The 25,726-nt window shown below is 69.8% G+C and carries 25 protein-coding genes; 11 read left to right on the top strand and 14 right to left on the bottom strand.

The window, feature by feature from the left end:
* Positions 1-7 precede the first annotated feature (7 nt).
* The gene (locus tag D7W79_RS05665) at positions 8-2,041 is read right to left on the bottom strand and encodes an amylo-alpha-1,6-glucosidase (RefSeq protein WP_120524302.1); all 2,034 of its coding nucleotides are present in this window, start codon (positions 2,039-2,041) and stop codon (positions 8-10) included.
* 354 nt (positions 2,042-2,395) lie between these two features.
* On the opposite strand from D7W79_RS05665, the gene D7W79_RS05670 reads away from it, so the two are divergent.
* The gene (locus tag D7W79_RS05670; protein WP_120524303.1) at positions 2,396-3,949 is read left to right on the top strand and encodes a phospholipase D-like domain-containing protein; all 1,554 of its coding nucleotides are present in this window, start codon (positions 2,396-2,398) and stop codon (positions 3,947-3,949) included.
* 130 nt (positions 3,950-4,079) lie between these two features.
* Here the strand turns inward: D7W79_RS05670 and D7W79_RS05675 are convergent, their stop codons facing one another.
* The gene (locus tag D7W79_RS05675) at positions 4,080-4,271 is read right to left on the bottom strand and encodes a hypothetical protein (protein WP_120524304.1); all 192 of its coding nucleotides are present in this window, start codon (positions 4,269-4,271) and stop codon (positions 4,080-4,082) included.
* A 407-nt stretch (positions 4,272-4,678) separates the two neighbouring features.
* Here D7W79_RS05675 and D7W79_RS05680 point away from each other — a divergent pair, with 407 nt between their 5' ends.
* From D7W79_RS05680 to D7W79_RS05725, 10 genes are all read left to right on the top strand, one after another.
* Positions 4,679-5,248: a polysaccharide biosynthesis/export family protein gene (locus D7W79_RS05680; RefSeq protein WP_120524305.1), complete on the top strand. Its 570-nt coding sequence runs from the start codon at positions 4,679-4,681 to the stop codon at positions 5,246-5,248.
* Positions 5,249-5,310: 62 nt separating this feature from the next.
* Positions 5,311-6,477: a hypothetical protein gene (locus tag D7W79_RS05685; RefSeq protein ID WP_120524306.1), complete on the top strand. Its 1,167-nt coding sequence runs from the start codon at positions 5,311-5,313 to the stop codon at positions 6,475-6,477.
* 35 nt (positions 6,478-6,512) lie between these two features.
* The gene (locus D7W79_RS05690; protein ID WP_120524324.1) at positions 6,513-7,922 is read left to right on the top strand and encodes a GumC family protein; all 1,410 of its coding nucleotides are present in this window, start codon (positions 6,513-6,515) and stop codon (positions 7,920-7,922) included.
* Positions 7,923-7,958: 36 nt separating this feature from the next.
* Positions 7,959-8,696, top strand: coding sequence for a CpsD/CapB family tyrosine-protein kinase (locus tag D7W79_RS05695; protein ID WP_120524307.1), 738 nt, complete (start codon positions 7,959-7,961; stop codon positions 8,694-8,696).
* A gap of 117 nt (positions 8,697-8,813) precedes the next feature.
* The gene (gene exoE / locus D7W79_RS05700; RefSeq protein WP_120524308.1) at positions 8,814-10,181 is read left to right on the top strand and encodes a polyisoprenyl-phosphate hexose-1-phosphate transferase ExoE; all 1,368 of its coding nucleotides are present in this window, start codon (positions 8,814-8,816) and stop codon (positions 10,179-10,181) included.
* Positions 10,182-10,289: 108 nt separating this feature from the next.
* Positions 10,290-11,372: a gluconeogenesis factor YvcK family protein gene (locus tag D7W79_RS05705; RefSeq protein ID WP_120524309.1), complete on the top strand. Its 1,083-nt coding sequence runs from the start codon at positions 10,290-10,292 to the stop codon at positions 11,370-11,372.
* Between the two features lie 36 nt (positions 11,373-11,408).
* A complete protein-coding gene (locus tag D7W79_RS05710) occupies positions 11,409-12,527 on the top strand; it encodes a GNAT family N-acetyltransferase (protein WP_120524310.1) in 1,119 nt (372 codons plus the stop codon).
* Entirely contained in the window at positions 12,515-13,693 is a 1,179-nt protein-coding gene (locus D7W79_RS05715) for a DegT/DnrJ/EryC1/StrS family aminotransferase (protein WP_208729643.1), read from the top strand. Before D7W79_RS05710 ends, D7W79_RS05715 begins: the two co-directional genes overlap by 13 nt.
* An 80-nt stretch (positions 13,694-13,773) precedes the next feature.
* Complete coding sequence (locus D7W79_RS05720) at positions 13,774-14,970, top strand: GNAT family N-acetyltransferase (RefSeq protein ID WP_120524311.1); 1,197 nt, start codon at positions 13,774-13,776, stop codon at positions 14,968-14,970.
* Positions 14,971-14,976: 6 nt separating this feature from the next.
* On the top strand, positions 14,977-15,969 hold the full coding sequence (locus D7W79_RS05725; protein WP_244221613.1) for a D-2-hydroxyacid dehydrogenase family protein: 993 nt from the start codon (positions 14,977-14,979) through the stop codon (positions 15,967-15,969).
* Between the two features lie 3 nt (positions 15,970-15,972).
* Here the strand turns inward: D7W79_RS05725 and D7W79_RS05730 are convergent, their stop codons facing one another.
* The 12 genes from D7W79_RS05730 to ccmA all read right to left on the bottom strand — a co-directional run bounded on the left by D7W79_RS05730 (position 15,973) and on the right by ccmA (position 25,425).
* Positions 15,973-16,527 (bottom strand): hypothetical protein, encoded by a 555-nt coding sequence (locus D7W79_RS05730; protein WP_120524312.1) that lies wholly within the window; start codon positions 16,525-16,527, stop codon positions 15,973-15,975.
* Between the two features lie 3 nt (positions 16,528-16,530).
* A complete protein-coding gene (locus tag D7W79_RS05735) occupies positions 16,531-17,040 on the bottom strand; it encodes a hypothetical protein (RefSeq protein ID WP_120524313.1) in 510 nt (169 codons plus the stop codon).
* 68 nt (positions 17,041-17,108) lie between these two features.
* The gene (locus D7W79_RS05740; RefSeq protein WP_120524314.1) at positions 17,109-18,068 is read right to left on the bottom strand and encodes a tetratricopeptide repeat protein; all 960 of its coding nucleotides are present in this window, start codon (positions 18,066-18,068) and stop codon (positions 17,109-17,111) included.
* A 3-nt stretch (positions 18,069-18,071) separates the two neighbouring features.
* Positions 18,072-18,575, bottom strand: a complete 504-nt coding sequence (locus tag D7W79_RS05745) for a cytochrome c-type biogenesis protein (RefSeq protein WP_120524315.1) — start codon at positions 18,573-18,575, stop codon at positions 18,072-18,074.
* Positions 18,576-18,690: 115 nt separating this feature from the next.
* Complete coding sequence (locus tag D7W79_RS05750; protein ID WP_147441810.1) at positions 18,691-19,932, bottom strand: zinc ribbon domain-containing protein; 1,242 nt, start codon at positions 19,930-19,932, stop codon at positions 18,691-18,693.
* Positions 19,933-20,091: 159 nt separating this feature from the next.
* Positions 20,092-20,652 carry a TlpA family protein disulfide reductase gene (locus tag D7W79_RS05755; protein WP_120524317.1) on the bottom strand — a complete coding sequence of 187 codons (561 nt, stop codon included), beginning with the start codon at positions 20,650-20,652 and terminating at the stop codon, positions 20,092-20,094.
* Positions 20,649-22,673, bottom strand: a complete 2,025-nt coding sequence (locus D7W79_RS05760) for a heme lyase CcmF/NrfE family subunit (RefSeq protein WP_120524318.1) — start codon at positions 22,671-22,673, stop codon at positions 20,649-20,651. Before D7W79_RS05760 ends, D7W79_RS05755 begins: the two co-directional genes overlap by 4 nt.
* Positions 22,670-23,164 (bottom strand): cytochrome c maturation protein CcmE, encoded by a 495-nt coding sequence (locus D7W79_RS05765; RefSeq protein ID WP_120524319.1) that lies wholly within the window; start codon positions 23,162-23,164, stop codon positions 22,670-22,672. Before D7W79_RS05765 ends, D7W79_RS05760 begins: the two co-directional genes overlap by 4 nt.
* A gap of 4 nt (positions 23,165-23,168) precedes the next feature.
* A complete protein-coding gene (locus tag D7W79_RS44235; protein ID WP_167497667.1) occupies positions 23,169-23,339 on the bottom strand; it encodes a hypothetical protein in 171 nt (56 codons plus the stop codon).
* Positions 23,340-23,341: 2 nt separating this feature from the next.
* Positions 23,342-24,055: a cytochrome c biogenesis protein CcsA gene (ccsA, locus tag D7W79_RS05770; RefSeq protein WP_120524320.1), complete on the bottom strand. Its 714-nt coding sequence runs from the start codon at positions 24,053-24,055 to the stop codon at positions 23,342-23,344.
* Between the two features lie 3 nt (positions 24,056-24,058).
* Positions 24,059-24,763 (bottom strand): heme exporter protein CcmB, encoded by a 705-nt coding sequence (locus tag D7W79_RS05775; RefSeq protein WP_120524321.1) that lies wholly within the window; start codon positions 24,761-24,763, stop codon positions 24,059-24,061.
* Positions 24,760-25,425: a heme ABC exporter ATP-binding protein CcmA gene (gene ccmA, locus D7W79_RS05780; protein WP_120524322.1), complete on the bottom strand. Its 666-nt coding sequence runs from the start codon at positions 25,423-25,425 to the stop codon at positions 24,760-24,762. Before ccmA ends, D7W79_RS05775 begins: the two co-directional genes overlap by 4 nt.
* Between the last annotated feature and the right edge of the window lie 301 nt (positions 25,426-25,726).

The raw sequence follows: 25,726 nt of genomic DNA on the forward strand, positions 1-25,726 counted from the left end.
TGCAAGCTCATCCAACGTTGGTCTTGGAGAAGACTCGCAGCGCTTCCGCCACGCTCCAGGCCTGGGCGAAGCAGCCTCGCGGGCGGTAGGGCTCCGTCGCGTCGAAGATCTCCGAGATCTGTCCAATCCCCGCATGTGACAGGTGGGCCTCCATTCCAGACAGCAGGGCCCTCGCGGCCTTCAGGTCCGGAGCCACCTTCAACGTCGCGTCCACGTAGTGCCCGATGAGCCAGCCCCACACCGTACCCTGGTGATAGGCCGCGTCCCGGGTGCGCAGGTCTCCGTCGTATGTCGGCTTGTAGTCCTTGCTCCCTGGCGCCAGGCTGCGCAGCCCCACCGGCGTCACCAATTCCCTGCGCACCACCTCCAGCACCTGCGCCCACCGCTCGCGCTTCAAGACCGGGTGCTTCAGTGAGATGGCGAAGACCTGGTTCGGCCGCACGCTCGCATCCTCACGGCCGTCTTCTCCGTCCACCACGTCGTAGAGGCAGCCGCCCGCCTCATTCCAGAAGCGCTGATTGAAGCTGCCTTGTGCCCGCTCCGCCGCGCCCCGATACGGGCCCGCGTCCTGTCCCAGCCGCTCCGCCCAGCCCGCCATCAGGCGCAAGGCATTGAACCAGAGCGCGTTGATCTCCACCGCCTTGCCCCGGCGCGGCGTCACCACCCAGCCGTCCACCTTCGCGTCCATCCAGGTGAGCTGGTATCCCTCCTGCCCCTGGCGCAGGAGTCCGTCCGCCGGGTCCACTCCAATGTGGAAGCGCGTGCCCTTCTGGTGGTGCGCCACGATGTCCTGCAACGTCGGGAACAGGTCGCGCAGCAGGGACTCGTCCCCCGTCTCCTCCTGGTAGCGGTCCACCGCGTGGAAGAACCAGAGCGTCGCATCCGCCGTGTGGTAGACGCCCTCGTTCTCTCCGTCCGGGAAGTAGTTCGGGATCAGCCCGTCGCGCACGTAGCGCTGGAACGTGCGCAGGATGGCCGCCGCCTCGCGGTAGCGCCCCGTGGCCAGCGTCAGCCCGTCCATGCTGATCATCGTGTCCCGGCCCCAGTCCGTGAACCATGGGTAGCCCGCGATGACGCTCCTGGCTTCCAATCCCATCGACCGCGCCCACGCGGCGTCCGCCGGCCTTGGCGGATCGATGATGAACTGGTCCGCCGCCAGCACCAGCCGCGCCGGTACGCCTGTCCGCCCATGCTCCGGGGCCTGCTCCAACAGACGTTGCTGCCGCAGCAGCTCCCGCTCGAAGACCTCCTCGGGCTTCCGCTCCAGCAGGTGGACCGGCTGCTCCGTCGTGAGCCCGAAATACAGCGTGCCCCCGGGCTTCAACGTCGCGGTGAAGTAGCCCGGCGAGTGCTGCACCTCCGTGAAGTCATACCCGCGCGCCTTCTCCACCCGCAGGTGCTGCGGCTTCGACGTCTCCGGAAGGCTCACGAACGGCGTGGGCCCATCTGAATACAGCCGCACCCGCTGCCGGGGACCCTCCTCGCCGTTGCGCAGCTCCACCAGCGGGCCTCGCAGCGTGACGATGGGTTCTCCCGCGTCCTTCAACAGCGGCCCGTCGTGCGGACGCAGCACCGGGAACGGCCGCAGGTGCAACGTCACCTCCGGGCCGGACAGGTGCCGCCACTCGAGGAACACCGTGTCCTCGCCGTGCACCATCACGTAGCGCCGGAGCAGCCGCGCGCCTCCCACCGCGAACTCCCAGACGGGAATCAGCCCCTCCAGGTGGAAGTGCCGCAGGTGCCTCGCGCCATCCTCCTGCGTGCTGCCGTCCGCGTGCTCCTCGGAGGTGAGCCGGTAGCGCTTCCCGTCCACCAGCGCCGTCTCCTCCATGCGCGCCATCAGCACCGTGCGGCCCAGCTTCTCCAGCGTGGGGATGAACAGGCCGTGGTAGCGGCGCGTGTTGCAGCCCACCACCGTGCTGGAGGCGTAGCCCCCGCGGCCATTGGTCAGCAGCCACTCGTGGCTCACGTGGGCGTTGAAGTCGGCGCCGCCCGGGAAGTCGAACGACAGGCGGGGCAGGGCAGGGGCAGGTGCGTTCACGCCGTGGTCTCCTCCTCGCCCGTCAATACGAGCGCGGTCTGTCCATCCTCCGGAATCGGAGGCATGCCCATGGCGCCATCGCGGCCCTGGTCACTGGACAACACCGACCGGCCGTCCGTTCGTGCCCAGGGGAAGGAGGACCCGCCGCCCGCTTTCCTGCTCGCTGGGTGCGACTTGAAGACACCGCTTGGGCGATGCCGAGCGGGAAGGGTAGGAAGCAGGAAGAGAAGGACGGCCGGACGGTCAGGCCCTCGCCGCTGCCGCAGGCTCGCCAGAACCCTGGTCCCGGGAACGCTTGCGACGAACCCCCGTGGGCCGCACCTCAACCAGAGCGATTTTCCGAGGAGACACGGCGTGGCCATCGTGAAGTCAGCGGGCATCACCGGCCGCCAGCACGGACTGGCGGAACAGGTCTTCTCCCGCGCCGCCGGCGCACCGCTCGTGCCGGGCAACGACGTGCACCTCTTGCGCGACGCGCGCGAGAACTACCCCGCATGGCTGCGCGCCATCCAGCAGGCACAGCGCTCCATCCTCTTCGAGAACTACCTCATCGAGGACGACGAGGTGGGCCGCGGCTTCGCGGACGCGCTGGCCGCCCGTGCTCGCGACGGCGTGCAGGTCCGCGTCCTCTATGACTGGCTGGGCTGCCAGGGCACCGCGTCCCGTCATTACTGGCGCTCCCTGCGCGACGCGGGCGTGGAGGTGCGCTGCTTCAATCCCTTCCAGTTCGACCGGCCCCTGGCGTGGCTGGGCCGCAATCACCGAAAGACGCTCACCGTGGACGGCGAGGTGGGCTTCGTCTCCGGCCTGTGCGTGAGCCACAAGTGGGTGGGCGATGCGCAGAAGGGCGTGGCCCCGTGGCGCGACACCGGCCTGGAGATCCGCGGCCCCGCCGTGTCGGACCTCGTGCGCGCCTTCGCCCAGGGCTGGAGCACCGTGGGCCCTCCCTTGGATGAGGAGGGCTGCCTGTCCGCTCGCGCCTCCACGCCCATGGGCGACGTGGCCCTGCGCGTGGTGGCGGGGGTGCCCTGGAGCGCGGGCCTGTTCCGCGTGGAGCAGCTCATCGCGTCGCTCGCGCGCAAGCGGCTGTGGCTCACCGACGCGTACTTCGTGGGCACCGCCACCTATGTCCAGGCGCTCCGGGCCGCGTCGCGCGACGGCGTGGACGTCCGGCTGCTCGTGCCCGGCAGCAGCGACATCCCCGCGCTGCGCCCGCTCACCCAGGCCGGCTACCGCCCCCTGCTGGAGGCCGGCATCCGCGTCTATGAATGGAATGGCACCATGCTCCACGCCAAGACGGCCGTGGCGGATGGCCTCTGGGCGCGCGTCGGTTCCTCCAACCTCAACCCCGCCAGCTGGCTGGGCAACTCCGAGATCGACGTCGCCGTGGAGGACGCCCCCTTCGCCCAGCAGATGGAGGCCATGTACCTCCAGGACCTGGAGCACGCGACGGAGGTGGTGCTCAGCGGCAAGGCGCGGCGCCTGAAGGCCTCGCCTCCACTGCCGCGCTCGCAGCGGGGCGCTCCCGGCCGGCGGGGCAGCATGAGCCGCGCGGCCGCGGGCGCGGTGCGCCTGGGCAACACCGTGGGCGCCGCCGTCACCAACCACCGCGAGCTGGGCCGCACCGAATCCAAGGTCGTCTTCGGCGCGGGCGTGGTGCCCCTGGCCCTCGCGGGCGTGGCGCTCTACTGGCCTTACGCCGTGGCCGTGCCGGTGGCGCTCCTGAGCGCGTGGGCCGGCATCGCCCTGTGGAGCCGGGCCGTGCGCCTGCGCCGCCAGGAAGCCCAAGGCTCCGAACAGCAGCCGCTGCCGGAGCCCGAGGTGCCGCCGCTTCCCGCCGCGAAGCCGCAGGCACTCCCGGACGCGCCCGCCCCCCGCGCGCCGGAGGCCGGGCCGCACCAACCCTGAAGAAAAGGGGGGGCCGGACATGACAAGGGCCCACGGGCCGGGAGCGGGGGAAGTCTGGCTTCCCACTTCGCTGATCCGGCCCGAAGGCCCGTGAATCCTTACAGCGTTTCAGCCTTCCGGCTGTGCGGCGCTAGGCCTGCTTCGCGACGCCCGTGGGCTCCGCCGCCTTGCCATTGAAGAGCGAGCTGCCCCCGTACAGGGCCAGGCCGACCATGCCCAGCACACCCGCTTCGATGCCGTTGCTCACCGAGGCCCCCAACAGCCCCACGATGCTGGTTCCGAGCATGAAGACCACCCCCACCGCCCCTGCCACCTTGCCCATCCGCTGTCCCCCTCTGGACTGAATTGGACCCCTGAACCACTACCGCTGTTCGACGCACACCCCCTCTTCAAGGCGCGTGCCAGACCGCTGGCACGGGCGTCCCAGAGGAGGCGTGAAATGGAGTGGAAGGTGCGGGGCGCACGTTGGGCAATCCTCTTCCACCCCGTGGAAGCGATCGGCAGAAAGCACAGGGGAGAACACCGGGGTGGGACCGGAATTTTTCCCGGATGCGCCCATGTGCGCCTGATGTGGCACGCCGTAACCCACTGCATTCCAAGGGTTTTCCCTCCCCACGGTCGCTGGCACACGCGCTGCTAAGAGCCTCCGCCAGAAGCGAGCCACCCGGCCCTTCAGGGCGTGTGAACGGTGGCCCGCGCGGACATCAGTCGAACGAAGGAGAGCGGAAGATGGGAATGCGGCGCACGGGGTTCTGGACGGTGATGGGGATGCTCCTCCTGTCGGGTTGTGCTCACCAGCAGACGCTGAAGGTCGACAACGCGGAGCAGCCCTACCGCATCGGCCGCGAGGACGTGCTCGACGTGAGCGTCTGGCGCGATCAGGAGCTGTCGCGCACGGTGCCGGTGCGTCCCGACGGCTTCATCTCCATCCCGATGGTGGGTGAGATCCAGGCCGCGGGCAAGACGCCCACGGAGCTGGCGGAGGCGCTCAAGTCGGGCCTCCAGGCGTACGTGCAGGAGCCCCGCGTGACGGTCATCGTCCGCGAGGTCAACAGCAGCCGCGTCTTCGTGACGGGCGAAGTGGCCCACCCGGGCGCCTACCCGCTGCGCGGCCGCGTGTCGCTCCTGCAGGCCATCGCGCTGGCGGGCGGCTTCACGGACTTCGCCAACTCCGACGGCATCGTCGTCATCCGCACGGACGGCAAGGGCGGGCAGATCCCGGTGCGCTACAGCGACCTGGTCTCCCCCGAAGGCGAGAACGTCATCCTGCGGCCGGGTGACACCGTCGTCGTCCCGTGAAGCGGGGCGGGCGCGAAGACAGCATAGACAGACATCCGGAAGCAGCGAACGTGGGCGTGGGTATGGACGGGAGGGCGGCGGTGAGGGGCAACTGGAAGCGGGCAGTGATTGCAGGCTGTCTCATCGCCGCGCCGGCCGCGCAGGCGGCCACCATCCTGGAGCCGCGACTGCGCCTGACGGCGGAGGAGCGCTTCGACAACGACATCCGTCTGGGGGCCGGTGGCACCAACGGGCAGTTCATGACGAAGCTCTCCCCGCGGGTGGGCCTGGACGCGAAGAACGAGCAGCTGACGTTCGACTCGTTCTACGCCACGGACCTCCTGGCGCGGCACGGCTCCGGCAAGACGACGGTGGACCACCGCGCGGGCATCGGCTTCCGGGACGTGCTGTCCCGCCGGCTGCGGCTGGACGCCAGCGCCAAGGTGTTCCGCGTCACCGACCCCACGTCGCTGCCGCGTGACGGCCTGGCGCGCTCCACGGCGCCGACCTTCTATGCGACGACGAAGGTGGGGCTCACGGGGCGCGTCACGGAGCGCATGGACGTGCGCGCTGGCTACGCGTTCGAAGCGACGCGCATCATCGAGCCGGGACGGGTGGCGGGCTATGCACACACCCCGTCGGTGGAGCTGTGGTACCGCACCACGCGCCGGCTGTCCCTGGGCGCCGAGTATCGCTACCAGGGCTTCCTGTACGCCGGCGACTACAGCCAGGCGCACGGTGCTTCCGCGGCCCTGCGCTACCGGCTGACGCGGCCCACCACGCTCACCCTCCGGGGCGGGCCGGTGCACTACCAGCCGTCGGACACGTCGCGCGGCGGGTGGCTGCCCCGCGTGGCGCTGGAAGTGGTGCGCGAGGGCGAGCGCAGTGACTTCGGCTTCGCCATCGGTCACGACCTGGTGGGTGCCAGCGGGTTTTCTGGCGCGGTGTGGGCGGACTACGCGTCGGTGATGGGGGCGCACCGGTTCACGCAGAAGCTGTCGGCCTTCGGGGCGGCCAGCTTCTTCCGGAACGGGACGGCGCCCGGTGAGAACTACACGGAGTGGCGCAACACCACGAACGTGTCGCAGGGCTATGCGGTGGGTGGAGGCGTCGAGTACCGGCTGAGCCGGAAGCTGGCGCTGCAGGGGGCGTTCGACCGCATCGCGCAGGTGGGTGCGGCGGATGTCGCTGGGGCGGGGGACCTGACACGCAACGTGTTCGCCCTCCGTCTGGTCATGACAGCTTGGTAGGCAACTTTCGAGTTCGAGGCATGGAGGAGCGGATCATGGAGCGTGGGATGACGGCGGACCAGATGCTTTCGGCGCTGTGGCGTCGCAAGGCCCTGGTGGGGGCGATCGCTGCAGCAATCTTCGTGTTGGGCGCGGCCATCGTGATGACCCGTCCGAGCATTTATGAAGCGTCCGTGGTGGTGCGTGTGGAGCCGCAGCGCCCCGGCGAGGAGATGGTCCAGCGCACGGTGAGCGAGCTCATCGAGCAGCGGCTGGTCACCGTCCGCCAGGAGCTGCTGGCGCGGCCGGTGCTCCAGAAGGCCATCGAGGAGATGAACCTCTACCCGGAGCTGGTCTCCGAGAAGGGCATCGAGGCGGCGGTGGAGCAGATGCGCAAGGACCTCACCGTGCGCGTCGAGGGTGAGACGGCCTTCGAGCTGACCTACGCGGGCCGCGACCCGCAGGTGGTGGCGCAGGTGGCCAACCGGCTGCCGGCCATCTTCTCCGAGGAGACGCTGAAGATCCGCCAGACGCAGGCGGCCCGCGCCACCGACCTCTTCACCGAGGAGATGGTCGCCATGGGCAAGGCCGTGTCCTCCTGGGAGGGCAAGATCTCCAAGTTCAAGGTGGACCACCTGGGCGAGCTGCCCGAGCAGATGGAGATGAACATGCGCGGCCTGGAGCGCATCAGCGCCCAGCTGCAGACGAAGTCCGAGGAGCTGCGCACCGCTGAAGCGCGCCGCTCCGACCTGGCCCGCGCTCGCAACGCCGCGGACAGCGAGGCGGGCCGGCTGGAGGCGGCGGAGAGCGGCCTGTCCCGCACCCTCACCCAGGCCAAGACGCAGTGGACGCCGGACCACCCGGAAGTGAAGCGGATGGAGCGTGAGCTGGGCGACATCAGCACCCAGCGCAAGGACGCGGAAGGCCGGATGTTCGCCGAGCGCAACGAGCGCACCCGCGTGTCCACGCTCATCACCAACATCCAGAAGGACATCGTGGACCTCCAGAAGCAGGCCGAGGCGTACCAGGCGCGGTTGAACAACACCCCGCGCTGGGCCCAGGAGCTGGCGGTCATGAACCGGGACTACGAAATCGCCCGCACCAAGTACCAGAGCGTGGTGAGCCGCAAGGTGGAGGCGGAGATCGCCCAGGAGCTGGAGGCCAAGAGCGCCAAGAGCCTGTTCAACGTCATCTCGCCCGCCGGGGCGCCTTCCTCCCCGGCCCGCCCGGACCGCATGAGCGGCCTGCTCATCGCCGCCCTGGTGGCCCTGGCCCTGGGTGTCCTCACCGGCACCGTGCTCGAGATGCGCGACGACAGCCTGCGCGATGGCACCGAGGTCCGTGAGCGCATCACGCTCCCTGTCCTGGCGGTGGTCCCGAACATGCAGGGGAAGACGGAGAAGCGGATCTTGATGCCGATGGCTGGGAGCAAGAACAGCGTCTCCTCGCCCACGTCCCTGAATTAATTGCCGACCGCTTACGGAAAGGATTGGAGAACTCAGATGGATTCGACGATGGAGCGGGCCGGAAACTTCCTCCCCCGCGTGGATGAGAGCACGGCTTCCAGCAACGCGGTGGACCGCCGGGTCGTGACGCTCACGGCCCCTGCCTCCGCGGCCGCCGAGCAGTACCGCACCCTGTACTACCGCCTGGAGCGCATGCGCGAGCAGCGCCCGATGAAGGTGGTGGCGCTCACCTCCGCGATGCCCGGCGAGGGCAAGACGGTGACGAGCGTGAACCTGGCCCTGGCCGCCGCCCGGGCGAACCCGGAGCGCCGCATCCTGCTGGTGGACGCGGACCTGCGCCGGGGGCAGGTGGCCCCCACGCTGGGCATGCGCAACAAGCAGGGCCTGGCGGAGCTGCTGGCCGGGGAGTGCGACGTGCGCGACGTGGTGCGCCGCTTCAACTCCACGCGCCTGGCGGTCATCCCCGCCGGCGCCACGCCGGAGGAGAGCACCCAGGTGCTGGCCTCCGCCCGCATGAAGCAGTTCCTCAAGGCGGTGCGCGAGGGCTTCGACGAGGTGTACGTGGACCTGCCGCCCACGCTGCCGTTCGCGGACGCGGCCATCCTGGGCCACCAGATGGACGGCGTGCTGATGGTCATCCGCGCCAACGTCACCCCCTCCAAGGTGGTGAACCAGGCGGTGGAGCAGCTGGCGGGCGCGGCGCTGGTGGGCTGCGTGCTCAACGGCGCGGAAGTGAACGCGACCCCGTACCTGAAGAACTACGTGAAGAAGTAGCAGGCAGCGTCAGCAGTCGAGGTGGAGTGTTTTCAAGGCCCGACCCGCTCCTCGCACCGATGAGGTGCGAAGAGCGGGGGGCCTGGAGCGGCGGCGGGTCGGGGTTGGAGGAGTCACGTGCTTCGCGTTTTCCATCACTACTTTTCAGCCAAGAAGTTGACGTTCTTCCTCGCCGAGTCCTCGGCGATCGCGCTGGCCTGTGTCGCGGGTGCCGCGGCCTGCGCGGCCCTCTTCGCGCCCCTGGGCTCCACGCCCCCGTTCGCCACGATGTGGCCGACGCTGGTGGGGCTGGGCCTGGCCTTCGTCGTCACCTTCCAGTTCACGCTGTACCTGTTGGACCTGTACGACCTGCGCATCGCGGCCGAGGACCGGACGCGCGGCTACCGCTTCCTCAAGGCCGCGGGCGTCACCGCGATGGTGGCGGGCGGGGTGATGCTGCTGCTGCCGCTGGCCCTGCCGGTGGTGCTGCCTCCCGGGACGCTCCTGGGCGGCGCGATGGGCGCCCTGGCCGGCACCCTGGTGGTGCGCGTCTCCATCCGGGCGCTGGTGGGCGAACCCGACGCGGTGCTCGTCGTCGGTGACGGCCTCAAGGCCCGCGCGGTGGCGAGCGCCATCGAGGACGGCGGCGAGGGCTCCTTCCGCGTGGTGGCCCTGGTGGAGCCGCGCAAGGTGGAGGAGCCGCTGGACGCGATGGCTTCCCGCCTCAACGCCTCCTACGTGGTGCAGGCCGCGGACGACATGCGCGGCGCCAACTGGGTGGAGTCGCTCTTGCGCTGCCGGCTGGACGGGCGGCGGGTGTACGACGCGGCGGGCTTCTGCGAGCGCGTGCTGCGCCGCATCCCGGTGCAGTTCCTGCGCGCCAGCGACTTCGCCTTCGCGGATGAGATGACGGTGTCGCCCATGCGCCGGGCCTTCAAGCGCGTGTTCGACGTGGCGGTGGCCTCGCTGCTCCTCCTGATGGCGTCGCCCTTCCTCATCTTGGTGGCGCTGGCCATCAAGCTGGACTCCAAGGGCCCTGTCTTCTACCGGCAGGACCGCGTGGGCCTGGGCGGCAAGGCGTATCCGCTCTGGAAGTTCCGCAGCATGCGCACCGACGCGGAGAAGAACGGCGCGGTGTGGGCGCGCTCCAACGACGACCGCGTCACCCGGGTGGGCAAGTTCATCCGCAAGACGCGCATCGACGAGATTCCCCAGGTGTTCAACGTGTTGCTGGGCCACATGAGCTTCGTGGGCCCGCGTCCGGAGCGTCCCGTCTTCACCGAGCAGCTCAAGCAGCAGATTCCGTTCTACGGCCTGCGCGAGGCGGTGAAGCCTGGCATCACGGGGTGGGCGCAGATCCGCTACCCCTACGGGGCCTCGGTGGAGGACGCGCGCAACAAGCTGGAGTTCGACCTGTACTACGTGAAGAACGGGTCGTTGTTCCTGGACGTCGGCATTATCTTCCACACCGTCCGGCACGTGCTGTTGGGGCGGGGTGCTCGGTAGCCTGGTTCAGTAGTGAGTGATTGTGACCATCCGCGGCCTCCGGTTGTCGGGGGAGGCCGGGATGCCAAGGGTGGGGCCATGGATTGGGATGGGCGAGGGGGTCGGAACATGGTGGGCATGGATGTGGACGCGCCGTTGTCGGAGTCGTGGAGCCAGGACGACGCGCGCAACAAGGCGCAGGGCGTTGAGCGCAACGAGCTGCTGCAAGCCCCGAAGAACCGCCCGACGCGCATCGTCGCGATGGGCGGCGGCACGGGCCTCCCCATGGTGCTCAAGGGGCTGGCCCGCCGCGCGGCCCCCAAGGGGGGCCAGCCCGGTGTGGACATCACCGCGGTCGTGGCGATGAGCGACGACGGCGGCAGCTCCGGCCGCCTGCGCCGCCAGCACGGCGCGCTGCCCCCGGGCGACATCCGCAACTGCCTGGTGGCTCTCGCGGGTGGCAAGAGCGCGCTGAAGGACGTGTTCCAGTACCGCTTCGGCGGCGCGCGGGGCCTCGCCGGCCACGCGGTGGGCAACCTGCTCATCGCCGCGCTCGCGGAGCTGAAGGGTGACTTCCTGGAGGCGGTGCGGCTGTCCGGGGAGCTGCTGGGCGCGCAGGGCCAGGTGCTGCCCAGCACGCTCGCGTCGGTGCAGCTGGTGGCCCAGATGCACGACGACACGGAGGTCGTGGGCGAGCGCAACATCTGCCGCGCCCAGGGCCGCGTGCGCCGCGTGTCGCTCAGCCCCCGCTCGCCGCCCCCGGTGGACGGCCTCTTGGAGGCCATCTACTCCGCGGACCTCATCGCCATCGGGCCGGGCTCGCTGTACTCGAGCGTGCTGCCCAACCTGCTGGTGGACGGCGTGGCCCAGGCGCTGAAGGAGACGCGCGCGCTGAAGGTCATGGTGGCCAACCTGATGACCCAGCCGGGTGAGACGGACGGCATGAACTGCCTGGACCACGTGCAGGCCGTCATCGACCACGTCGGGCCGGTGCTGGACGCGGTGCTCGTCAACGGCCGCGCGCCGTCGGAGGAGTCCATCCAGCGCTATGCGCGCAAGGGCTCCTACATGGTCACGGCGGAGACGCGGGAGCTGTTGTCCTCCGGCGTGATTCCCGTGCAGGCGGACCTGCTCAAGGAGGGGTCCAAGATCCGACACGACAGCCGCAAGGTCGCTGCCTGCCTGCTGAAGATGGCGCGCAGCGGGTTGTAGGCCGCCCTGGCCATCACCACCTTGGGGCCCGCGAATATGGAAGCCATCAAACTGCAAGCCGGCCCGCAGGTCGTGGAAGTCAACGACCGGGCGGCCTTCATGTCCCTGGAAGCCGAGTGGAACCAGCTGGTGGAGACGACCTCCAACGAGCTGTTCTACCGGCACGAGTTCCTGCGGCTGTGGCTGGACAACTTCGCCGCCGGGGCGCGCATGCGCGTGCTGCTCCTGCGCGGCGAGGATGGAACGCTCACCGGCGCGCTGCCGCTGGTGGAGGAGCGCACGTCCCTGTACGGCGTGCCGGTGCGCCAGCTCACCTCCGCGGCCAACGCGCACTCCTGCCGCTTCGACGTGCTGGCGCGTGAGCCGGACGCCGCGGCCCAGGCCTTCCTGTCGCACCTGCGTCAGACGGGCGGCTGGGACGTGCTGCGGCTGACGGACGTGCCGGACGGCGGCGTGGGCTTCCGCCTGCTGGAGGCCGCGAAGCAGGGCGGGCTGCCGGTGGGCGAGTGGGAGTCCCTGAACTCGCCCTACGTGCCCTTGCCCGCGAAGAAGGACGCGTACTTCGCGAAGCTGCCGTCCAAGTTCAAGGCCAACTGCCGCCGCCGCCGCCGCAAGCTGGAGGAGAAGGGGAAGGTCACCTTCGAGCGCGTCACCGGCGGGCTGGACCTGGAGGGCACGCTGGAGGAGGGGCTGCTCTTGGAGCAGAGCGGCTGGAAGGGCGCCAATGGCACGGCCATGGCGCAGGACGCGAAGACGCGCGGCTTCTACACGGAGCTGGCGCGCGACGCGGCCTACCGCGACCGCCTGGCGCTGTACTTCCTGCGCCTGGACGGGCGCGCGGTGGCGTTCCAGTACGGCCTGGAATACGGCGGCCGCTATTTCCTGCTGAAGCCCGGCTACGACGAGAGCCTGAAGGAGTGCAGTCCGGGGCAGCTCCTCATGGAGGAGGTCCTGGGGCACTGCCTGGAGCGCGGGCTGACCGAGTTCGATTTCCTGGGGCCGGACATGGTGTGGAAGCGCGACTGGACGGATCAGGTCCGCAGGCACACCTGGCTCTACGTGTTCAATGACACCGCCTTCGGCCGGGCCCTGTGCGCGGCGAAGTTCCGGTGGGTACCGGCGGCGAAAGAGGTGGTGGCGCGATGGAAGCGGTGAAGACGACTGACAAGCTGTTCGTTCCGTCCCTGCCCACGCTGTGGCCGGGCATGCTGATGGCCCCGCCGCGCCCGGGGGCGCTGCCGCCGTTCTCGTCTCCCAACGCGCGCTACTTCTACTTCGCGCGCAACGCCGTCTGGCTGACCATGAAGATGCTGCGCCTGGACGGCGGCGAGGTGCTGATGCCCGCCTACCACCACGGCGTGGAGGTGGAGGCCGTGGTGGACGCGGGCGCGACGCCGCGCTTCTACCGCGTGGGCAGCCGCTGGGACGTGGACGTGGCGGACGTGGCGAAGCGGATTACGCCGAAGACGCGCGCGCTCTACCTCATCCACTACGCGGGCTTCCCGGGGCCAGTGGACGCCATGCGCAAGCTGGCGGACGAGCACGGCATCCCGCTGATTGAAGACTGCGCGCTGTCCCTGCTGTCGTCCGACGGCGCGACGCCGCTGGGCACCACGGGCGACGTGGGCATCTTCTGCCTCTACAAGACCCTTCCGGTACCCAATGGGGGTGCCCTGGTCGTCAACGGCAAGCGTTCGTACAGCCTGCCGGAGCCGCCCGCGCCGCCGGTGGCTTCCACCTTCAGCCACACCATTTCCGCGCTCCTCCAGAACCTGGAGCTGCGCGGCGGGGCGGTGGGCCGGGGCCTGCGCGGCCTGGTGCGTTCGGTGGGGCACGGCACGGTGAAGGCCGCGAGCATCGAACGCGTGGCCACGGGCACGCAGCACTTCGACCGGCGGCACGTGGACCTGGGCATGAGCCCGCTGACGAAGCGGATTGCCCTGGCGCAGGACCTGGAGGGCATCGTCGAGGCCCGGCGCCGCAACTACTTCCTCTTGCTGGGCCGGCTGCGCGACGTGTCTCCGCCGCTCTTCAACCAGCTGCCCGCGGGCGTCAGCCCCCTGTTCTACCCGATGGTGGTGCAGGACAAGGAGACGCTGCTGGCGAAGCTGCGCGAGAAGGGCATCGACGCCATCGACTTCTGGAAGCGCTTCCATCCCGCGTGCGACCCGACGGAGTTCCCGGAGGTCGCGCAGCTGCGGCGCACCATCCTGGAGATTCCGTGCCACCAGGACCTGTCGCCGGAGGTGATGGGGCAGGTGGCGGACGTGGTCCGGGAGGCGCTCAAGTCCGAGCGCCGTCCGAGCAAGCGCGCGTCGTGAGGGAACAGGAGCTGGCTCCCGGGTTGCAATGGTCTCCTGGGGCCGGGGCAGTGCTTCGGGAAAGGCATCGGGGTGACGCGGTGATCCGCGAAGATGAGTTGACGACGGGTCCGAGGTTGACGCCGCGGCTGGACGTGGCGGCGGTGGGCAGTGCCTCGCAGATGGCGGGAATGCGGGCCGAGTGGAACTCGCTGCTGGACGCGAGCACGGCCGGTCCGTTCAACGCCTGGGAGTGGCTGTATCCCTGGTGCCGGCGCATCGCGCCTGAAGTGCGGCCGCTGGTGCTGACGGCGCGCGACAGGCTGGGCACGCTGGTGGGCCTGCTGCCGCTGGGGCTGGAGCACCGCTGGGTGAACGGCATGCGCGTGCGGCGCCTGGGCTTCCTGGGTGAGACGCACGTGGGCAGCGACTACCTGGACGTGGTGGCGCGCAAGGGCCGCGAGGCGGAGGTGGCCCGGGCGTTCTTCAACGTGCTCCAGGGGCTGCGCGACGAGTGGGACGTGCTGGACTTGACGGACCTGCGCGAGGGCTCCATCACGCTGGGCGTGGCGCGCGAGGTGTTTGGCGACGTGCGCGTGTCCGAGCGCTACGTGTGCCCGTACGAGACGCTGGTGCCGGGCGAGCCGTTCGACGCGTTCCTCAAGCGCACGGGCCGGCGGGACAACTACCTGCGCCGGCGCAAGTGGCTGGAGAAGCAGGACGGCTACCGCATCGAGCGCACGGACGCGCCGGGCGCGCTTGCCGGACCGATGACGGACTTCTTCCGGCTGCACGCGCTGCGCTGGTCGTCGGACGGCGGCTCCCAGGGCATCAAGGGCGCCGGCGTGGAGGCGTTCCACCGGGACGCGACGCAGTGGCTGGCGGAGCGGGGCCGGCTGCGGATGTACACGATGAAGGTGGGCGGCCAGGCGGTGGCGTCCGTGTACGGCATCCTGCATGGCCAGACGTTCGTGTACTTCCAGTCCGGGTATGACCCGGCGTGGCGCAACCGCAGCGTCGGCCTGGTGCTGGTGGGCGAGACGTTCAAGGACGCCATCGAGATGGGCCTGACGGAGTACGACTTCCTGCGAGGCACGGAGTCGTACAAGGCCGACTGGGTGACGAAGCAGCGTCAGACGGTGTCGCTGCGCACGCACGGCGCGGGCTTCGCGGGCGAGTGGTTCACCCGCTCCGAGGAATGGGCCCGCCAGACGCGCAACGCGGTGAAGGGCGTGCTGTCCGACGAGCTGGTGGAGAAGGTGCGCCGGTTCCGTCGCCGCAAGGCCGCGGTGAATTGACGTCCGGTGGCGCTCCAGCGGATCCTGGCCGGTGCCATGGAGAAGCTGCGCTGCGCCATCCTGGATGACTATCAGGGCGTTTCGACGAGGCTCGCGGACTGGTCGTCCGTGAGCGGACAGGTCGAGGTGACGGTGTTCCGTGAGCACTTCTCCCGCGAGGAGGAGTTGGTCGCGGCGCTGTCGCCGTTCGACCTGCTCGTCGTCATGCGGGAGCGCACGCCGTTTCCGAAGGCGCTGATTGAGCGACTGCCACGGCTGAGATTGCTGGTGACCACGGGGATGCGGAACGCGTCCATCGACCTGGCTGCGGCTACAGCGCACGGCGTGACGGTGTGCGGGACCGCGAGCGCGACCGAACCGCCCGTGGAGTTGACGTGGGCGTTGATATTGGCGCTCGCGCGGAACGTGGTGGGGGAGAGCACGGCGTTCCGGCAGGGCGGCCCGTGGCAGCACTCCGTGGGCGTGGACCTGCATGGGAAGCGGCTGGGGTTGCTGGGGCTGGGGAAGATTGGCAGCCGGGTGGCGCGCGTGGGTGCCGCGTTCGGGATGGACGTGGTCGCGTGGAGCCCGAACCTCACGGAGGCGAGGGCTGCTGAAGTCGGGGTGACGCGGGCCACGTCGAAGGATGCGCTCCTGGAGACGAGCGACTTCGTGTCCATCCACCTGGTGCTGGGAGAGCGTTCCAGAGGACTGGTGGGGCGCGCGGAGCTCGCGAGGATGCGGCCCACGGCGTACCTCATCAACACGTCCCGCGCGGCCATCGTGGAGCAGGCCGCGCTCGTTGAGGCACTCCAGGAGGGTGTCATCGCGGGCGCTGCGGTGGATGTCTTCGAGACGGAGCCGGTGCACGCGGATGACGTACTGCGGAAGCTGCCGAACCTGCTCGCGACGCCGCACCTGGGCTACGTGTCCCAGGGGAACTACGCGACGTACTTCCGTGAAGCCGTGGAGGACATCCGCGCATTCCTGGACGGCGCGCCCATCCGCAGGCTGCGGTGAGGCTCAGGGGAGATTGTCTGCATAACTGGTGAAGAGCGCATCGAAGAGCGTTGTCTTCGGAGGAGACTTCCGGTCCACGAAGACGGGCGCTGGATGGTTGGCAATGTCAGGGGGCAGCAGGCTCAAATCCATCGTGGACTCCATGAGTCGCGCCATCGTGACCGCTGGCTCTACCGCAGGGGGCTCCAGGTCGAGCTGTCGGAAGATCCGGCGCTCGCCGTACTCAAACAGGACGCGATACACGGTGTAGACGGGTGCGATGATGCTGGCGCAGCCGACGTAGACCCAGTGCACGCCAGAGCGCTCGGGAGTACGCCTGGGATAGATAGCGCACCAAAAGGATGCGTCCCTGGAAGTGGTGATGTTCCCGACGCTGTTCTCTGGAAACGTTGTTCTGAGTTGCTCGATCAGGACGTCCCAAGGGCCAGGCTCCTCCAACTTCTTCTGCCAGAGCGCATGGAGCCGAAGTTCCTCGGGCGAAAGCTCCTGATTGGGGTCTTCTTGCGAGGGCCAATAGGTCCGCGCGATCTCCAGCAGCTTCTCAATGGATGGAACCATGGGCTACATGCCTCCGTTGATAGACGGTCCCGTAGGTGTCACCACCACGGGCTTGATGCCTCTGGTACAGGCCTTGGGGACACGTGCCCCCTTGATGGCGGCATTGAGCGTGAGTTCGTAGAAGGACCTGAACTCTTCGCAGGCCATGCTGATGGGAGTGGCTGGCGTCGCCGCGGAAAGAGTTGCCCTTGCGGCTTGATTGGCACAGCTCGCGGAAAGGCTTTGCGCCTGTTCGGTGGAGATGAATCCCTGCGCGTCATTGGCGATGGGCATCTCCACGCCGAACCTGCAGAGGAACATCTCCCCCGAATCGCGGGCGATGCCAACGTGGAGGCACGCAGCCCGCCATCCGCCGGACCCCGAGCCCTCCCACTTCACCACTTCATGGAACACGAAGTGACGGGGGCGCAGGGCGCCCTCCACATACGTCGCGGAACCGCCTGTCGCGCAGGCGGATGACAACGCGACGCCGCACAGCGCGACAGCGGCCTTCCAGAAGGCTGATGCACCCATGGCCCACCTCCAGGGGTGACACACTTCGCGGGCCGGATGTCCGGCCCCTCACGACGTGCAGCCTACCGCTACTGCTGCGCGACCTCCGCGCGCAGCTGGGCGATGGCGGGGGCCAGCTGCGGGGGCTGCATGTTCTTGGGCACTTCCACCGTGAAGCGTTCAAAGTGCGCCAGTGCTCCTGCCTTGTCGCCCCGGCGCAACGACAGGCTGCCCAGGAAGATGAGCGCCTCCTGCGCGTCCGGCCACGTGTCCACCAGCTCCGTCAGCTCCTGCTCCGCGCCCTGGAGGTCGCCCTGCGACGCCGCGCGCAGCACGCCTCGGTGCACCCGCAGCTCCACGTTGAACGGATCCACCGCCAGGCCCTTCAGCGTCACCTTCAGCGCTTCCTCGAACTGCTGCTGACGGATGAGCTCGTGGCTCAGCATCGACGCGGCCTCCACGTCGCTCGGGTTCGACGCCAGCCGCTGACGCGCCTGCTCCAGCTCGTCGTCCTGCTGGGGCATCTCCTGCTGCTGCTGCATCTGGGCCATGCCCGGCGGCGTCACGCCCGTGCCCATCTGGCCTTCCTCGCGCGGCTTCTGCTCGGACACCAGCAGGTAGCCCAGCCCGCCGAAGAAGACGACCACGCCCGCGCCCCACATCGCGCCCACCATCTGCGGGTTGCGCGACGCCCAGCCCGAGGGCGCCGGCACGTTGCGCGCGGGCGCCTTCTCTCCCGCCGCCTGCCGCTTCTGGTGCTCATCCTTCGCGCGCAGCGCGGCGGCCGCTTCCTTCTCCAGCCGCGCCTTCTCCGCCGTGTAGTGCTCCGCGGTGAAGTGGTGCTTCTCCGCCTCCAGCGTGCGCAGCTGCTCGATGAGCGACTGCGCCCGCTGCGCCAGGTCGTCCACCGTGCCGTCCGCCTTCGGCGACGCGTCCGGCAGCGCGCTCCCCGTCTTCATCTTCATGTAGAGGAGCCACGCGGCCGCCAGCACGAAGGCGACCGACAGGACGATGATTCCGGGCAACCAGTTGGTGGGCTCGGGCTGCATGGCTTAGCGCTCCAGCTCCCGGCGTACGGCCTGGAGATAGGGGTCCGCATCGTCGGTGGACGGCGCGGGAGTGGAAGGGGAGGGGACCGGCGCGGCTTCCGCTGACGCGGCGCCCTCGGGCAGGGGTTGGCGCTGCTTCATGATGACGAAGAGGCCGCCCAGCACCAGCGCGACGGGCCCCAGCCACACGAACCAGTTGAAGCCCTCCGCGCGCGGCTCCAGCAGCACCCACTCGCCGTAGCGCGCCACGAAGTAGTCGACGATCTCCGTGTCCGTCTTTCCGTCGGAGACCAGCTCACGCACCTTGTCCAGCTGCGCGCGCGCCATGGAGGACGGGCTGTCCGCCACCGACAGGCCCTGGCACACCGCGCAGCGCAGCTTCTTCGCCAGCTGCTGCACCCGCGCCTCCTGGGCCGGCGCGAGCGGATCACTGGCGGCCTGCTGCGGCGCGAACTGCCCCGTGGCAAGGCTCAGGGCGAGGGTCAACGAGACGAGGACGGCATTCATCGGGGGCTCCAGCGGGGGCCGTCCCTAACTACCGCCCCCTGACGGGTATTGCACAGGGAAACCTGGACCGCACGCCCGCCGTCCGGGCAGCCCTTCCGTGAATCGCTCGCGGCCTTCAGCCCCGGTAGCCCGGGTCGGGCTCGGGCTCGGTCTCCAGGTCCTGGTCCGGGTCGTAGGGGTCGTCTTCCGGCGGGAGCAGCCCTTGCGGCTCGTCGCGGCCCAGCGCGTGGCGCACGGCATGGAAGCCCACCGCCCCCAGTCCGACGAGGAACGCGAACGGCCCCACCGCGAGCTTCACCCCCGCGAGCGCCCAGAGCAGGCTCACGCTCACCGCGCCCACCGGCACCCACCGCAGGAAGGACGGGCGATCCACGTCCGGCCGCAGCGCCGCGAGCACGAGCAGCGACAGGAGCGCCAGCAGCGGCAGCTCCGACAGCGGCAGGTCCCAGCCCGAGCGCGACGCGACGCCGCCCCCCTGGCTGTAGAGCGAGTCATCCGAGGGCCGCGTCGTGGGCAGCACGCGCAGCTCCGGCGGCGCGCCCCGCACGCTCCCCGGCACCGGCGCGTTGTCCGGCAGGGGCGACCCGTCCGCCATCACCTTCCCCCAGGGAAGGAACAGCGCCACCACGCACACCACCACGCCTGCCAGCGCCAGCACCCGCGGAAAGCCCAGCAGCGAGCGCGCGTCGAAGTCGCGGCCCACGCCGTCCGGCTCCGCGATGACCAGCCGGTACTGCTCCAGGGCAATCAGCAGCGTGCCCGCCGCCCACAGGGGCACGAGCAGGTTGAAGCCCGACAGCAGCCGCACCGTGAGCGCCACGAGCAGCAGCGTGAACGCGGCGGCCGCCTCCTGCCGCATCAGCACCAGCGGCACGTGGTCCACCCAGCCCGGCGCGTTGCCGTCGCGGCGCAGCTCGCGCGCGACCAGCGCCACGCTCCCCACGAGCGTCAGCAGCGTCCCCAGCACGCCCACGCTGGGGAAGAAGGGGAGGATGGACAGCACCAGCGAGAACGTCACCAGCCCCACGCCCACCACGCTCTGCGAGTGGCCTGGCACGTCCTTCAGCCAGCGCGGGCCCGTGTACGGGTCCTCGTCCTCGTACGCGTCCGGCGGGGGCTGCGCCTTGGCGCCACGCGGGGGCGCGGAGCCGGCGCGGCCCTGCCGTCGGGCGTCCTCCTCCTCATCCAGGATCTCCGCCGCGTAGGCCGGCTCTGTCATGGGGCGGCTGGGGCGCTGGCTCTTCGCGCTGCTGCCACGCGGCGGCGGGGCCGGGCGTGCGGGCATCTTCGCGCCGCAGTTCTCGCAGTAACTCAAGCGGACGTCCGCCGCGCTCTCACCGCACTCGGGGCACTGCATGGAGGACCACCTCGCTGGAGCAGGGGCCGGGGGTGCCCCCGCGAACGACGCCGGCAGCAGGGATTTACTACGGAAGCCGGGCCTCCCGCGAGGCGGCCCCGGGAATGCGGCTCCAACGCCGGCTCCCGGGTGCCTGCCTTCCAAGCGGGCGGCGGTGACTCAGGGCTGCCGCGCGGCTTCCGCGGTGGGGCCGGCCACCGGCTGGGTCAGCTCCTTCACCCGGGCCGTCAGCGTCTTCGGATCGATGGGACCCACGTGCTTGCCGCGGATGATGCCCTGCGCGTCGATGAAGTACGTCTCCGGCACGCCCGCGACGCCGTAGTCCACGGCCATGCGCGAGCGCGTGTCCATCATCTGCGGGAAGCTGGCCCCCATGCGGCGCAGGAAGTCGAGCGCGTTGGGCTCCGTGTCCTCGAAGACGACGCCCATGAACACGGCCTGGGCGCCCAGCTCGCGCGCGCCCCACTCGAGCACCGGGTGCTCGTATTTGCAGGGCCCGCACCACGACGCCCAGAAGTTGATGACCACCGGGCGGCCCTTCAGGTCCGCGAGCTTCACGGGGTCGCCGCCATCCAGCGGCTTGAGCGTGAAGTCCGGCGCGGGCGCCCCCTTCAGCATGAAGGGCACCTCGTGAGGGTCGCGCCCGAAGCCCTGGAAGAGGACGAAGAGCAGCGCCGCCCCGACGGCGGCGAACACCAGGGGAAGCCGCCAGCGCTTCATGCCGCACCCCGCTCGGCGTCCGTGCCCGGCAGGGGAGGCGCCGCGCCCACCGGCGCCGCGTCCGCGCGCAGCACCGCGGCCTTGCGCTGCGGCCACACGGCGATGAGCGTGCCCAGGAGCAGGAGCGGCAGGCTGTACCAGATCCATCCCACCAGCGGGAACACCCAGACGTTGAAGCTCGCCGTGCCCGTCGTCTCGCTGAAGGCCATCAGCGACACGTACAGGTCCTCCTTCGGCGACTCACGCACCGCGGGCGTGCCCACGGGGTCCGTGCTGCGCTCGTAGTAGTTCATGCGCGGGCGCAGCTCCGTCACCTTGCCGTTGGGCGCCGTCACCTCCAGGCGCGCGGCGACGAAGGTGCGGTGCGGCTCCTCGCCGCTGGACAGGCCCATGTACTTCAGCTGGTAGCCGTCCAGCATCATCGTGCCGTCCTTCTTCAGCGTGCCGGACGTGTGCTTCACGTACGCGCTGGAGGCCGCCACGGCGACGATGATGAGCACGATGCCCAGGTGCACCACGTAGCCGCCGAAGCGCCGGCGCGCCTTGCCCGTCGCGGTGGTCAGCGCCGTGACGAAGCCTTCCTTGCGCTCCGTCATGCGCACGCGCACCGGCACCACCAGTTCGCGCAGCGTGATGACGGTGACGAAGCCGCCCAGGCCGAACGTGAGCAGCGGGTACACGCCGCGCAGACCCGCCGCGTAGCAGGCAATGGTGATGACCACGCCCACCGCCGCGGGGATGAGGAACTGGCGGCGCAGCGCGGCCTTGTCCGGCGTGCCCCAGGGCAGCACCGGGCCCACGCCCATGAGGAAGAGCACCGCGATGCCGCCCGGCACCGCCATCTTGTTGAAGTACGGCTCGCCCACGCTCACGCGGATGCCGCGCACGGCCTCCGACACCAGCGGGTAGAGCGTGCCCAGCAGCACCGTGAAGGTGATGGCCACGAACACCAGGTTGTTCACCAGGATGCTCGCCTCGCGCGACATCATCGACGTGAGGCGGCCCTCCGGCGCCAGCAGGTGGCCGCGCGTGGCCAGCAGGCCAATGCACACCACCAGCAGGATGGCGATGAACACGAGGAACGTGGGCCCGATGTCCGACTGGGTGAACGAGTGCACCGAGTTGAAGATGCCGGAGCGGGTCATGAACGTGCCCAGGATGGTGAGCACGAACGACGCCAGCGCGAGGCTCAGCGTCCACAGCTTCAGCATCCGCTTGCGCTCCTGCACCATGGTGGAGTGCATGAACGCCGTCGCGGTCAGCCACGGCAGGAACGACGCGTTCTCCACCGGGTCCCACGCCCAGTAGCCACCCCAGCCCAGCACGGCGTACGCCCACCAGGAGCCCAGCACGATGCCCAGCGTGAGGAACATCCACGCGATGAGCGTCCAGCGCCGCAGGGGCGCCATCCACGCTTCACCAATCTCCCCGCGCAGCAGGCCCGCCACGGCGACGCCGAACGGCACCGTCATGCCCACGTAGCCCGCGTAGAGCATGGGCGGGTGGATGATCATCAGGAAGTGGTTCTGGAGCAGCGGGTTGGGCCCCGGGCCGTCCGCCGGCACCGGCGACACGGCGCCCCAGGGGTTGGCCGGGCCCGCGATGAGGAAGGCGAAGAAGACGCCCACGGCCAGCATGGTGCCCAGCGCCAGCTGCATGTAGCGCGCGTGTTCCTTGCGGTGCACGAAGGCGAACGCCGCCACGTACACGCCCATGATGAGGCCCCAGAAGAGGATGGAGCCTTCCAGCGCGCTCCACAGCGACACGATGGTGTAGATGAGCGGCGTGGCGCGGCTGCCCACCTGGGCCACGTACTTCACGCTGAAGTCGTGGCTGATGAGCGCTTCCACCATCACCAGGTTGCTGCCAATCATGCACGCGGCGAAGCCCCACACCGCGCGCAGCACCCAGGGGTAGCTGGCGTCGTTGCGGCGCATGCCGCCCACCAGTCCCAGGATCGCGCCGAACGCCGCGAAGGCCAGGCCCGCGAGGACCAGCCCATAGCCCAGCATTCCGTTCACGGCGCCCCCGGGGGCGTCACGGTCGCGGTGGTGGCGCCCTCGGCCAGCGTGTCCTGCCACTTGCGCGGGGACTCGCCCTCCTTGGGAGCGCGGTACTCGTTGGAGTGGTTCACCATCAGCCGGTTGGACGTGAAGATGCCGGCCTTGTCATAGGTGCCCTCCACCACGACGCCGATCTTCTCGCGGAACATCTGCGGGGGCGTCTCCAGCGAGCGCACGTGCACGCTCTTGGCGTCCGCGTGCGCGTTGTCCGCCACGCGGAAGTCCAGCGTGGTGTGGCCCTCGTTCCACTGGATGCTGCCCGGCTGCACCACGCCGCCCAGGCGGATGGTGGCCGTGTAGGCCTTGTCGCCGTTGGAGAGCAGCTCCGACGGGCTCCAGTAATAGACGAGGTTGTCGCCGATGTTGCCGAAGGCGATGAAACCAAGGCCGGCGCCGGCGAAGAGCAGGGCTCCCAGCGCGATGAGACGGTTGCGGTTGACGGGCGTCATGGGCTCACTCCTTCGAATCGGCGGCGGCGCGGGGACGCCGCGCCCAGAGGGACACCGAGTAGAGCACGAAGGCGGCCACGGAGATGCCGTAGCACGCGCCCACGTACCCCCAACCACCCTGGAGACGGCCACTGCCCACCTGGGCCAGCAGCATCAGCGACGTCAGCGAGGTCATGTTCAGGCCACCTTCGAGGAATGGGTCGCGCGCAGCGCGGGGTCGTCCGTGGGCAGCGCCTCCGGCAGCGCCACCTCCGCCTGCCGCTCCGCGAGCGCGATGCGGTAGCGGTGCACCATGAAGAGGATGAGCAGCGCCAGCATGCCGAACGCCGACACGCGCAGGGGCAGCACCATCTGCGGGTCCACCGTCTTGGGGCTGGACTGCACCTGGTGGAGGCTGCGCCACCAGCGCACGGAGAACCACACGATGGGCAGGTTGATGGCCCCGATGATGGCCACCACCGCGCTCCACACCGCGCGCTTCTCCGGATCCTCCACGAAGCGCCGCAGCACCAGGTAGCCCGTGTAGGACACCAGCAGGATGGCCTCCGACGTGAGGCGCGGGTCCCAGGACCAGTACACGCCCCAGGTGGGGCGGCCCCAGATGGAGCCGGTGATCATCCCCAGCGTGCCGAAGAGCAGGCCGACCTCCGCGGAGGCCTCCGCCATCGCGTCCGTCTTCCACGACTGACGCATGAGGTACGTCACCGCGGCCACGAAGTTGATGAACATGGCCATCATGGCCATCCACTGGAGCGGCACGTGGACGTACATGATGCGCTGCACCTCGCCCATCTCACGGTCGGGCGGCGCCCACGCAAGGCCCAACCACCAGCCCGCGCCCAGCAATGCCAGCGTCAGCGCCGGCAGGCCAAACTTGACGAACTTGTTCATCCTTCAGTCCTCGATGACCCGGGGAAACAGCACGAAGCCCACGCCCCAATAAATCAGATTGAACCCCAGCAGCAGCCCCTGCCATGAGCCCAGCTGCTGCATCGGGTCACCCTGGAGTACGAGCGTGGTCCCCTTGGCAGCGGAGAGGAGGGCCGGGATGACGAGCGGGAACAATAGCAGAGGCAGCAGAACATCCCGGGCTCGCGCATTGCTGGAGATGGCCGCGTAGACGGTCCCCGGGGCGCTCAGCGCCAGGCTGCCCAGGACCAGGATGCCCGCCAGGTCACCGACCCCGGTGACGATGCGCACCCCGTAAAGGGCCACCATCACGGGCACCAGCACCACCGCCAGCGCCAGCAGCAGCAGGGCGTTGCCCAGCGCCTTGGAGAGGAAGATGGCGCGCGCGTCCGCCGGGGCCAGCCGCACGCCGTCCAGGCAGGCGTTCTCCGTCTCCACGCGGAAGGACTCGCCCAGGGACAGGACGCTGGCGAAGAGGATGGCCAGCCACAGGTAGCCGCCCGCGTTGCGCTCCAACAGCTTCGTGTCCGGGCCCAGCGCGAAGGAGAAGAGCAGCAGCGTGGCCATGGCGAAGAACACCAGCGCGTTGAGCCGCGCGCGGGTGCGCCATTCAATGAGCAGGTCCTTGCGCAAGAGGACGAGCGTCGTCGCCAGCAGACCCGGGGGACGCTTGGGGTTCGGGGGGCTCATGCCGCCACCGCCCGGCCGTCCTGCAGGTGCAGCCGCTCCTCGCACAGGCTCAGGCCCTGTTCGATGAGGTGCGTGGCCAGCACCACGGTGGTTCCGCCCGCCTTCAGCTCCGCGATGACGCCCTCCATGTCCTGGATGCCCGCGGGGTCCAATTCGCCGAAGGGTTCGTCCAGGAGCGCCAGGGCCGGGGCCTTCATCAGGAGCCGCGCGATGGCCAGGCGCTTGCGCATGCCCGCGCTGAAGCCGCGCACCGGGCTGTCCGTGCGGCGGGTGAGGCCCACCTTGTTGAGCAGCGCGTCCGCGACGTCCTGGGGCGCGTCCACGCCCAGCAGGCGCCCCAGCACCATCAGGTTCTGCTGCGCGGTGAGGTCCTCATAGAGGAAGCTGGCGTGGGACAGGAGCGCCACGTCGCGGCGCACGGCCTCGCGATCCAGGACGGCGTCCCGGCCCAGCACCTCCACCCGGCCCGCGGTGGGCCCGAGCGCGGTGGCCACGAGGCGCAGGAGCGTCGTCTTCCCGGAGCCGTTGTGGCCGGTGAGCAGCAGCGAGCGGCCAGCGGGCAGTGCGTAGGTGAGCCGCGCCAGCGCCCACCTTCGCCCATAGCGCTTGCTCACGTCGTGGAGGGCGAGCGCGGGCGCTGATCCAGAGGGGAGAGGGGGCATCGGCGGGTCGTTTCGTAGCCGGAAACCCCGATGTTCACCAGTGAAACCCCCGGGGTCGCCCGCCGGAGGACAAGAAGTTTTTACGCCTGCTTCTTCCGTCGCTTTCGCCGGGGGACTGAAAGGTTTTCGCCACGGGTGGGCGCCCGACTGCCCTGGTACACCCAGGTAGGACCTCCGCAGGGGCGTACATGCCCCCGGGGACACGGGGTTTCACGGGGTTACGGGGGGTTTTCATCACCTTCCTGCCCTGGCATCCAGCATGCACACACGCGGGCGGGGCCCGGTCCACTGGGGGGAGCGG

It is taken from the genome of Corallococcus exercitus (assembly GCF_003611585.1).
Lineage (GTDB): Bacteria > Myxococcota > Myxococcia > Myxococcales > Myxococcaceae > Corallococcus > Corallococcus exercitus.